The sequence below is a fragment of the Paenibacillus sp. 2KB_20 genome (assembly GCF_052115765.1).
GTDB lineage: Bacteria > Bacillota > Bacilli > Paenibacillales > Paenibacillaceae > Paenibacillus_AQ.
On record NZ_JBFRHH010000009.1, the window covers coordinates 238,545 to 250,583 of the forward strand.

Sequence of the window (12,039 nt, forward strand, 5' to 3'; positions counted from 1 at the left end):
GCCTTTATTTTTTGAAAACGCTATCACATAAGGGGGGATATTTATTCTTAAGCATTCGAAGGTATTTCGCAGCTTTCTCATCTCCTATATTGCCATTCTGCTCATTCCCACCATCGGAGGATACATATCCTACTTAACCTCTATCTCCGTAACGCAATCCATTTCGATTGAGAATAGCATCGTTCAGCTCGAGAAAAGCAAGGAGCTGCTGGAGCACCGGATGGCGGAAGTGGAAGGGATGACGCGGCAGCTGGCGATCAATCAAGACCTTAACGTGCTGCTCAACGACCATCTTGCTCAAAGGGATGTATACGGCATATGGAGAACGATGCGCAATGTGCTGACTTTCGGTCAAACCAACGATTTTCTTCAGCATTACTACATCTATTTGGCGAATTACGACTTGATCGTAACGTCGGGCTCCTCTTATCGGCCGGAGCATTATTACGAGTTTTTTCATTATGACGACCTCACGTTTGAGGAATGGAAACAACAGATCCTGGAGAAAGCCCATCGCAGTGAAATCAAACCGCTCTCTTCCTTTTCGGAAAGGGACAACGAAACCTCGGTCATCACGTACATGCAGTCGCTCCCGCTGGACAGCTTCAACGATTCGTCCCCGGCCAATGTCGTGGTCGTGATTGATGCACGGACGATTGCCGGATTGTTCTCGGGGTTAACCGACAACTACGGCGGCTGGGTCCACATCCACGACGGAAAAGGGAATACGCTTGCTCTTCAAGGAAACATGGAATCCAATGTGAGCCAAATCATGAACGATCCGGCATTCGATCAGAACAAAACCAGCCAGTTCTACAAGAATGATCTTGTGATCACCACGCGCTCAGATAAGAGCGGTTGGGTCTATCAGGCCGGCATCCCTCGCAGCGCCTTAATGGAGAATGCCGATCAAATTAAACAAGCGTCCTGGTTCATTACCGGGGGCGCCATGATCGTCGGGCTGCTGTTCGGGTTGTATTTGGCTCATCGGAACAGCGTGCCGATCCATCGAATGATTAGCATCATGAAAGAGCAGTTTGGCAGGGATGAGCCGATGGAGCGCAATGAATATGACTTTTTGAGCGGGAATATTGCCAATATGATCAGCAAAAACAAACAGCTGGAAAACGAGCTGACGCGTCAGCTGCCGTTTGTCCGGGATGCTTTCCTGAGACGGCTGATTGCCGGCGAGTTTGAATCGAGGGATGAAATTGCTTCCGCTGCCCAGCAGGCTGATATTGCCTTGCATAACGGAAAAGGCTATGTCGGCATCCTGCAGATCAAAGGATATGCCGGCATGGACAGCGTGGAGATCCTTAACGAGCTTAACGCCGCCCGGCTTCTCATGAAGCAGGCCTTTTCCGAAATCGCCGGGTCGCTGCCCATGACGGATCTGGGCTCGGACAAAATGGTGGTTTTGTTCTTTACCGACGAAGATAGCGAGCCTGGGCCGGATGAAGAGCTTCGAATTACGGGGTTGATCGAAACGCTGACGAAACGGGTGCTGCATGAATATAAAATGTTCCTCCAAGCCGGTTTCGGCGATCCGTTCGATTCGGTCTCAGAGGCGGGGCAGTCATTTGACCAGGCCAAGCAGGCTCTTGAATATGCCGTCTACATGAATCAAAAAGAGACGGTGTGGTACCGCGAAGCCCGAATCGTCAACACAACGTATTACTACCCGCTGGACACCGAGCAGCGCTTGATCAGCACGGTTCGGGCAGGAGAGCTGGAAGAAGCCGAGAAGATCGTCAATCTGATCATGGATCAAAATCTCCATCAGCGGGAGTTATCGGTCGAGATGAAGCACCAGTTGGTAGGTGAAATCAAAGGAACGTTCCTTAAATTAATGGATCAGAAAATTTTTGCGGAGTCGGAATGGTTTGAAAGCATAAAAAGGCGCATCATCGATATCGGCTGTACCGAGCCGCTGGAATTCATTCGTCACGAGATCCACGCGATCATGGGAGAGCTGTGCAGATATATTTCCAATAAAAAGAAGGACTCCCATGCCAAACTGATCAAGCAGATTTATGACTATACAGAAGCGATGTACGCACATCCGGATCTCACCTTATACCGCGTGGCCGAGCACGTGGAACGGCCTGAGAAATACATCTCCCAATTGTTCAAGGAAGTAACCGGGGTCAATTATTCCGATCATCTGATCAAGGTGCGGATGGATCGGGCGGCCATTCTTCTTGCCGAGACGAACCTCACGATCGATGAAATAGCGGCTCAGGTGGGCTACAACAGCTCCCATTCGTTTCGCAGGGCATTCAAGCGCCTCATCGGCATTTCCCCGAGCGCTTACCGTCAGTCTCATGAGGTCGTGTAGAGGGTTGATCCTCGCAAGCCGCATTGTCGCTTAGGACGATGCGGCTGTTTGGGCTAAAGAAAACGCGAATACGCGGGATTTGGAACCTGACGAGACAGGATGGCCTATGGAAAAGCGGTTATTTGTACGCCAAACGACCGAAGTGTACCTGTTCAAGGACCGGATTTCTCGCCTATGATCGACACATAAAGAAAACGCTATCATTTCAATGCCGACACATCATCTGTCATTACATTAGGGGGGATTATTCTGGAGAAGCCATTGGTAATCGAGTCGGAGCCTGTTATCCATACCGACACCAGCACCGGCTATTGGCATGTTGCGCGAAAGAGTTTGAGGAAGCATTGGCAGCTGTACCTGCTCGTGATTCCGCCGTTGCTGTTTTTCCTGATTTTTAAGTACTATCCGATGTTGAATGCCGTTCTTGCCTTCAAGGACTACAACGTCATCAAGGGAATATGGGGCAGTCCCTGGGTAGGCTTCAAGCACTTCGAGCTGTTCTTCGAGAATCCGTTATTCTGGACGCTCGTCAAAAACACGATCATTCTCAGCGGTTATCTCATCTTAGCCGGGTTTCCGATTCCGATCGTGCTAGCGTTAATGATTAACGAGATCCGGGGCGGCCGATTCAAAAAGTTGGTCCAGCTGGTATCCTTTGCGCCGTATTTTATTTCAACGGTGGTCATGGTGTCGATCATCATGCTGTTTCTGGCCCCGCGGCTGGGTTTTGCCAACGTGGCTTTGAATTTTTTCGGACTGGAGTCCGTGAACTTTCTCGGCGATCCGGGGATGTTTCGTTCCATCTACGTATGGTCCGATATTTGGCAGACGGCAGGTTATAGCGCGGTGATCTATTTGGCGGCATTGGCCGGCATTGATCCGACCCTGTATGAAGCGGCGAAGGTGGACGGCGCCTCGCGCTTCCAAAAGATCCGCCATGTGGATCTGCCGGGCATTGTGCCGACCATCGTCATCATTTTGATTCTGAATGTCGGCAACGTGATGGCGCTTGGATTCGAAAAGGTCTATCTGCTGCAAAATCCACTGAATCAGGTGAACTCCGAAATCATTGCAACGTATGTCTATCGGATTGGGCTGCTGAATGCCAACTACAGCTTTGCAACCGCAGTCGGCCTCTTCAATTCCGTGATCAACCTCATTCTGCTGCTGACCGTGAACGGATTGGCTAAACGAATGACCCATAACAGCATTTGGTAAGGAAGGAGCTATGGCATGGCAGTTCAACAAGCAGGCACAAGAAAAATCAAGGAGTCCGCAGGCGACCGCATCTTCCTGACAACGGTATACATCGTTCTCTTTCTAGTCGTTATTGCGGTTTTGTATCCGCTGATTTATATCATCAGCAGCTCCATCAGCAGCCCGGCGGCCGTTACTTCGGGCAGGGTATGGTTGTGGCCGGTCGATATTTCGTTCGAAGGCTTTCGAGTCCTTTTTAAAACGCCCGAGATTATGACCGGATATGCCAATTCCATTTTCTACACGACGGCTGGCACGATCATCAGTGTCATGTTGACCATCATGATTGCCTACCCGCTTTCGCGCAGATCGTTCTTCGGACGGAACGCGTTGATGATGATCATTACGTTTACGATGATATTCAGCGGGGGGCTGATTCCGACCTACATGGTCGTGCGGGAGCTTCATCTGATCGATACCCGCTGGGCGCTGCTCATTCCCAATGCCATTTGGGTGTGGCAGGTAATTATCGCCCGATCTTTTTTTCAGTCTTCCATTCCGGAAGAATTGCAGGAGGCCAGCGAGATGGACGGCTGCAGCGACATACGTTTTATCTGGAGCATCGTCCTGCCGCTGTCGAAGCCGATTATGGCAGTGCTCGTGCTCATGTATGCGGTCGGCCAGTGGAATGCGTACTTCGATGCGTTGATTTACTTGAAAAGCGCTGACCTGTTTCCGCTTCAGCTGATTCTTCGAAGCATTATCATTCAGAATAACAGCTCGGGAACGATGGATGCTTTAGCCATGGTCGAGAGGCAGCAGCTTGCCGAGCTCCTGAAATATGCGCTGATCGTGGTTGCCACCTTGCCTGTGCTGGTCATTTATCCGTTTGTGCAGCGCTATTTTGTGCAGGGGATGCTCGTAGGTTCTGTGAAAGGCTGATCGCTTTTTGAGGGGGACGGACGAATCAGGCCAAGGGAACCAGAGCTTATGATGGAAGGGAGGTGATGCTCCGTTTAAGTGTAAAGCTAGTCGTTTACGTGTTGACTCTAATGAAAAAGGGAGCGATTCAATTTGAAAAAAGGCCTATTCAGCATGCTCATGCTGTTATTGGTGAGCAGCATCGTGATGGCAGGGTGCTCAGGCAAAAATACAGAAAGCCCGAGCAGCCCGCAGGGCGGAAGCGCGTCCGGCAGTTCGGACAGCTCGAAACCCGTGGAAATCAGCGTTTTTGCCGTACAGGAATCAGGCATCGATATTCCGGCGAACAAATTCACCAAGCATATCGAGGAACAGTTCAACATTAAATTCAATTGGCAGATCAATCCCTCCGACGGCGCCAAGGAGAAACGCCAAATCTCTCTGGCCAGCGGCGATTATCCGGATGCATATTTGTTGACGCACTATATCGATGAATTCTCCCAAGCGGATGTGCTCAAATACGGTCAACAGGGAGTGCTCGTTCCCCTGAACGAACTTATTGAACAGCATGGGCCGAACATTAAAGCGGCCATGGAAGCTACGCCGGAAATGAAGGCGCTTGTTACGGCTCCGGATGGGAATATCTACGGTCTAGGCGCATACACGGAATGTTTCCACTGCTCCTATCCTAACAAAATGTGGATCAATACCGAATGGCTGAAGAAGCTGAATCTCGAGGAACCGAAAACGACCGAGGAATTCAGAAGCATGCTGCAGGCATACAAAACGCAGGACCCGAACGGCAACGGGAAAGCGGATGAAGTGCCCCTCAGCGGTTCAACGGAGGATTTCGGCGTACGGATTATCCCTTATTTGATGAACAGCTTCGTTTACGACGACGACCGGAACTACTTGATGATGAATGGCGGCAAGGTAGAATCCGCGGCGATCACACCGGAATGGAAGGAAGGACTCACTTATATCAAATCGCTGTATGATGAGGGATTGATTGATCCGGGCGCATTTACCCAAAATGCGGAGGCGTTCAAGAAAATCGGCGAGAACGCGGATGCGGAAATACTCGGCGCCGGTGCCGGCATGCATCCGGCCATCTTCGTGAACATCGATCCAGGCAACAGCCGTTCGGCGCATTACAATCCGCTTCCGCCGTTAAGCGGACCGAACGGAATTTCGTACGCGACCCATGATGCGGGGGGCGTCTCACCAGGCGCAAAATTCGTCATTACGAACAAAGCCAGTGAAGAAGCCCGGGTTGCATTGATCAAAATGGTGGATTACATGTTTACGGCGGAAGGTCAAACCAACGCCGCGACCGGCATGAAAGGGATCGATTGGACGGATCCCGAGCCTGGCGATCAAGCGCTTGGCGAGGGCGTGACACCGATGGTCAAGACCATTCCGATGAAGGAAGGCGAAGCGCCGCACAATGCGGGATGGAGCGGAATGGGCCATTTCTATATGCCTAAAGAGTATCGCGATACTTGGGTGCAGGGAACAGACATCTATGCATCCGATGGTTATGAGCGCAGATTGTACAATGCGTCGCTGTTGTATCAAGGACATGAGCCGAAGGAGGTCTTTCCGATCTGGTCGATCTGGATCGATCCGAGTGTCATCGATGAAGCCAGCATGCTTCAAACCAATCTCAAAAACTATATTGAGCAAAACCAGCTGCAATTCATCACAGACAACAAGGACCTGAACAAGGATTGGGACGCTTACGTCAAAGGATTGAAGGATCTAAAACTGGACCGTTACCTGGAAATTCTTCAGACGGCTTATGATCAATCCGCCAAATAATTGAAGGACAGCTCGCAGCTGCGGCTGCCATGAAGTCATTCCAACATCCATATGCGGGTGCCGGTCTAAACTGATCGTCCACTCCGCATTTTCTCTGTTTCACGGGTATCTATGGAGAAGACAGAGGAATGAAACGAGGGAAGGTGATCATATGTCGGATTATAACAAAGGCATGGACCGTACCGCGTTCATCGTCCATCGCCGAGGGCTGCCTCATGTTAAAGCCAAACTTGCAGGGGAAGAACAGGTGACGGTTGCCTTTCTGGGCGGATCCATCACGGAGGGAGCTGGTGCCTCAGTGGCCGATAAGACCAGCTGGCGTGCTTTAACGGCTCATTATTTAAGAGAACGTTTCGGAAGTTCGCGGATTTGCTCCTTTAACGCAGGGGTCGGGGGGACGGATTCTTCGCTTGGAGCTCACCGTCTTCGCGAGCACGTGCTGAGCGTCGGGAACATCGATTTGCTATTCGTGGAATTCAGCGTGAATGACGGGAGCGATAGGGAAGAATCCATCAGAGGAATGGAGGGGATTGTGCGCCAATGCCGTCGTCTGTCTCCCGGCACGGATCTATGTTTCATTTATACCGGGTCGGAGCGAAATCTGACCCGTATCCGGCCGCATCCCATTGCCGTTCACGAAGAAGTGGCCGAGCATTACGGCATTCCATCCGTCGATTTTGCCGCCGGCATTTATGGCATGCTGACTAACGGTGAGGTCGCGTGGTCATCGCTTGCACCTGATGGATACCATCCGAATGATGAGGGGCATGAGATATACGCCGGTTTTTTGCAGCGATACTTGAAGGAACTGCTGTCGACGGAGGCTGCCTCTTTGATACCTGATCACTCCGGATATTTGCCCGCAGAACCGCTGCTGGCGGGGAACTACGAGTATGCCGAAATGCTCCCATATGAGCTAGCCGATTATACCGGGGATTTTCATATCCGGGAGCTGCCGTTAGGTTCAAAGCTCCTGAATTGGCGTTATGCAACAGACCACAGGTACTCTGATCATCCGAACGCTTCGTTTACGTTCACCGTGGAAGGACAAGGCAGCGGACTGCTGCTGTTATGCGGACCCGACACCGGAATCATTGAATACTCGATCAACGGCGGGTCCATCGTACGGGTCAATTCCTTCGACGAGTGGTGTTTGAACGCTTATCGGCCAGTCAGCGTACACTTTCCGAGACTTCAAGCGCGCGGGCCGATTTCGATCATGGTTCGCAATACAGGACTCAAGGATAAGCGAAGCCAGGGCACGGGCATGCGCGTGCTGAAGTTGTTAGCGAATTAGGCGAAAATCGCGGATTTCCGCGATGGGTTACACCAAGTTCGCAAAAGGCTGTTACTAGTAATGGGGGTGTTGTCACTGCATATGCCTGGAAATCAAAACACTACAGCTCCGATCATTCTTTCGCTCAGTGATTACGAGGACCCGAATAACCCGGATGCGCAACCTGCCATGAAACGCGCGATAGAAGCCGCCAGGGCAATGGAAGGTTCGGTCATTCTGGACATACCGCCGGGATGCTATCATTTTTATCCTCAATCGGCCGATCGGGAAGCGTATTATATCTCGAATACAAGCAGCGAGGAAGAGAATCCGGATGTGACCAAAACGATCGGGATTTGGCTTAAGGATCTGCACCATGTGACGCTCGAGGGGAACGGCGCTTTGTTTGTTTTCCACGGAAAGCAGACGATGCTTGTGCTCGAAGGCTGCACGGATATTGAAATTCGCAATCTGCACTGGGACTACGCCGCCCCGACCGTGACCGAAATGACGGTGGATCGGTGCGGCGATGCTTATCTTGAGGCAACCGTTCACCCGGATTCACGCTATGATTGCGCTGACGGCAAATTCGAATGGGTGGGCGAAGGCTGGCGTTTTCGCGAAGGACCGATGCAGTTATGCAGTGCGGATTTGGGTGCTGCCTGGCGCGTGGATAATTGGCTGGAGCGGGTGGTGTTTACCGAGGAGTTGTCGCCGAGTCGGCTTCGGTTCCATTTTGGAAATCAGGCCCCTCCGCACATGGCTCCCGGTACGATCGTGCAAATGCGCGACGGCATTCGGGACCAGGTTGGCATTTTGATCACCAAAAGCTCCGGGGTGACGTTTAGCGACGTGGGCCTGCATTTCATGCATGGACTGGGCGTGGTTGGACAGTTCAGCGCCAATCTGACCTTTGAACGCTTGGATCTGACGCCGCGTCTGGAGACCGGCCGCACGGTGGCAGGTTTTGCGGATTTCGTTCACTTGTCGGGCTGCAAGGGAAAGGTCTCGATTCGGAATAGTCGATTTGCAGGGGCCCATGATGATGGGATCAATGTCCACGGCACCTATCTTCGGATCGTCGGTAGACCAGCCTCCAATCAATTGATTGTCAGGTTTATGCATCCGCAGACTTACGGATTTTTGGCTTTTCAGCCGGAAGATGAGGTCGCGTTCGTGAATGCGGATACGCTGAACCCCTACGCTTTCGGGCGAGTCGCCGCTGTCGCCATGAAGTCGCCGCGCGAGTTGCTACTCACGTTGGAAAACGCGGTTCCCGCTGACATCGGAGAACGGGACGTCCTTGAAAATGTGACTTGGACGCCGGAGGTCGAAATTGTCGGTAATACATTCGCCCGGATTCCCACGCGCGGAATTCTGGCCACGACGCCGCGGCGGATCGTGATTCGGGATAACACCTTTTTGAACATGCAGATGAGCGCGATACTGGTCGCAGCGGATGCATCATCCTGGTACGAATCCGGCGCCGTAACGGATATGAGCATCGTGGATAACCGGTTTGTGAATTGCGGCGGCCCCGGACATGCCGTGATAAGGATTGTCCCTGAGAATAAACATCATCATGCAGCGGTTCACCATAACATTCGGATTGCACGCAACCGCTTTGAAACGGCCGGAGAAGATTGGTTAACGGCAAGAAGCACGGAGGGACTGATATTCCAAAATAACGTGATTCGGATGCAGGAAAAACACGGCCTTGCAGGGAATATCCGTACGGACGAACGTGTCCATTTGGAAGCTTGCATTGGAACGCATATTTCGTGTAATGACTTGGAGTATGACGATTTGACATAAGGGAGGTAAGGTGAGTGGGAGCAAACATGAAATTGCAGTATGTGAAACCGGCGACGGTCTGGACCGAAGCGCTGCCGATCGGCAACGGACGTCTTGGAGGCATGGTCTACGGCGGCGTGGAGCGTGAAAGGATCAGCTTGAACGAGGATACGCTTTGGTCCGGTTATCCCAGGGATTGGAACAACCCGTCTGCCCTGGAAGCGCTGCCGGAGATCCGGGAGCTGGCAAGCCAGGGACGTTATAAGGAGGCTGATCAGCTAGGGCGCAAGATGATGGGACCCTACACGGAATCTTACCTGCCGTTAGGAGACTTATGCCTCAGGTTTGATCATGGTGGCGTGTTTCATTCTTACCGAAGAACGCTGGATATCACCAATGCCGTGCAACGAACGGAATACCGCATTGGCGAGGTAAACTACACGAGGGAATGCTTCGCGTCCAACCCGGATCAGATGATTGCATTGCGGTTAACCTCAAGCACTCCGTGCGCCCTGAACTTTCATGCCTATCTGGAAAGCCCGCTGCGGTATACCGTAAAGACCGAAGAAGATATGTACGTCATCTCGGGATTTGCACCGGAACGCGTCGAGCCCAGCTACGTTTCTTCGGATCGTCCTATCCGTTACGGCGATCCTGAACATACCGCTGCCATGGCTTTCAACGGTCGGCTGGCGGTGGCCGAAACGGATGGCCGCGTTACCGTGGACGCAGCTGGCATTCATGTACTGGATGCGAGCGAAGTGGTCATTTACTTCACTGCGGCCACCAGCTTCAACGGATTTGACCAAATTCCCGGTCACCGCGATGGCGGAGACCATCCGGCGGCTGTCGCCGCGGCTACAGCTGCGGGTACCATGAAAGCCGCATGCACCCAGTCTTGGACAGAGCTGCGCGAGCGGCACATCAACGATTATCGCAGCCTGTTTGACCGCGTAAGCCTCCGATTAGGCGAGACGCTGGCTGCAGGAGATATGGACACGGAGGAGAGAATCGAGCAATTCGGTGCCCGGGATCCAGGCTTGGTCGAGCTGCTGTTCCACTATGGCCGCTACCTCCTGATTTCAAGCTCCAGACCCGGAACGCAAGCCGCCAATCTTCAGGGGATATGGAATGCCTCAACCCGGCCGCCGTGGAGCAGCAATTGGACCTTGAACATCAATTCGCAAATGAACTATTGGCCCGCGGAGGTATGCAATTTGGCGGAATGCCATCAGCCTCTGCTGGAGCTGATCAGAAGCCTGTCGGTAAACGGTGCCGAAACCGCCGCCGTCCATTACGGCACCCGGGGCTGGACCGTTCATCACAATACGGATATCTGGGCCCAAACCGCACCGGTCGGCAATTACGGGGACGGCGATCCTTCCTGGGCCCTTTGGCAAATGGGTGGAATCTGGTTAACGCAGCACTTATGGGAGCATTACGCATATAGCGGCGATGAAGCTTATTTGCGATCGTTCGCCTATCCCCTTATGAAGGAAGCTTCTTTATTTGCTTTGGACTGGCTTATAGAAAACGACGCAGGCCATCTCGTGACATCGCCGTCGACCTCGCCTGAGCATAAATTCCGCACGTCTGAAGGGATGGCGGCCATCAGCTAAGGGGCGACCATGGATATTTCCCTCATATGGGAGCTGTTCACCAATTGCATGGAGGCAGCCGGCATTCTCGGCGTGGATGAGGAATTCCGGGAGGAATGGAGCAGCAAACGGGAACGTTTGCTGCCTCTGCAGGTCGGCCGATACGGTCAGCTGCAGGAATGGTCCCATGACTCCGAGGATGAGGACGTATTTCATCGGCACACGTCCCACCTGGTTGGGGTTTATCCTGGACGGCAGCTATATGCGGAAGAAAGCCCGGATCTGTTTGCAGCTGCCCGAACCTCTTTGGAGCGTCGCGGAGAGGAAAGCACGGGGTGGAGCCTGGGCTGGCGGGTGGCGCTATGGGGCCGGTTCGGTGACGGCAACCGTGCGCTCCTACTGTTAACCAATATGCTGAGATTGGTGCGGGACGGGGAATCGGAGCGTTACGATCACGGAGGTGTGTATGCGAGTTTATTAGGAGCGCATCCTCCTTTTCAGATCGACGGCAATTTCGCAGCTACAGCGGGGATTGCGGAATTGCTGCTGCAGTCGCATCGCTCCGTTATTGTGCTGCTGCCGGCTCTGCCGGATGCTTGGCCGGAAGGCGAGGTACGTGGACTGCGGGCACGAGGCGGCTTTGAAGTCGGCATTCGCTGGAAGCATGGAAGACTGACGGAGGCAGAGATCATGTCTCGGTTGGGGAATGTATGCAGCGTAAGCATAGGTAATGGACATGGAAATGGGATCGCGGTTTACCAAGGCGATACCAGCATTCCCGTACAGGTCTCCGCCAAAGGCGTATTTTCATTTGAAGCAGAACGGGGCTTAACCTATCGACTGGTCACGGATCACGCAGGGGATCCCGGTGCTTGATCGCCATAATGGAGACCTTATCGATGGTATCCATACAATACTATGTTAAAAAAGACTCCTTGAAGGAGTCTTCAGGCTGTCGAGAAAGTCTCGACAGCTATTTTTTGTGTATTTAATTCAACACGACACCGCGTTAATATTGTATAATATTTGTAAATAAACCGTTCGGAAGGGTGTTAAATATGTTGCGTTCTAACCGAGAAAAACAGCAGGCTTAC

6 protein-coding genes and 1 pseudogene are annotated in these 12,039 nt (G+C 52.4%); all 7 read left to right on the plus strand.

The features are described from left to right. Nucleotides 1-220 precede the first annotated feature (220 nt). The 7 genes and pseudogenes from AB4124_RS24460 to AB4124_RS24490 all read left to right on the plus strand — a co-directional run bounded on the left by AB4124_RS24460 (nt 221) and on the right by AB4124_RS24490 (nt 11,821). A complete protein-coding gene (locus tag AB4124_RS24460) occupies nt 221-2,338 on the plus strand; it encodes a helix-turn-helix domain-containing protein (RefSeq protein ID WP_441974476.1) in 2,118 nt (705 codons plus the stop codon). A 261-nt stretch (nt 2,339-2,599) separates the two neighbouring features. Further along, the gene (locus AB4124_RS24465; protein ID WP_430107368.1) at nt 2,600-3,556 is read left to right on the plus strand and encodes an ABC transporter permease; all 957 of its coding nucleotides are present in this window, start codon (nt 2,600-2,602) and stop codon (nt 3,554-3,556) included. A gap of 15 nt (nt 3,557-3,571) precedes the next feature. Beyond that, a complete protein-coding gene (locus AB4124_RS24470) occupies nt 3,572-4,477 on the plus strand; it encodes a carbohydrate ABC transporter permease (protein ID WP_430107369.1) in 906 nt (301 codons plus the stop codon). Between the two features lie 132 nt (nt 4,478-4,609). Then, a complete protein-coding gene (locus AB4124_RS24475; RefSeq protein ID WP_430107371.1) occupies nt 4,610-6,277 on the plus strand; it encodes an extracellular solute-binding protein in 1,668 nt (555 codons plus the stop codon). A 151-nt stretch (nt 6,278-6,428) separates the two neighbouring features. Next, entirely contained in the window at nt 6,429-7,574 is a 1,146-nt protein-coding gene (locus tag AB4124_RS24480; RefSeq protein WP_441974477.1) for an SGNH/GDSL hydrolase family protein, read from the plus strand. Between the two features lie 81 nt (nt 7,575-7,655). Next, nucleotides 7,656-9,368, plus strand: coding sequence for a right-handed parallel beta-helix repeat-containing protein (locus AB4124_RS24485; RefSeq protein WP_441974478.1), 1,713 nt, complete (start codon nt 7,656-7,658; stop codon nt 9,366-9,368). A 26-nt stretch (nt 9,369-9,394) separates the two neighbouring features. Next, a pseudogene (locus AB4124_RS24490) lies at nt 9,395-11,821 on the plus strand (glycoside hydrolase family 95 protein). The last annotated feature ends 218 nt before the right edge of the window (nt 11,822-12,039 follow it).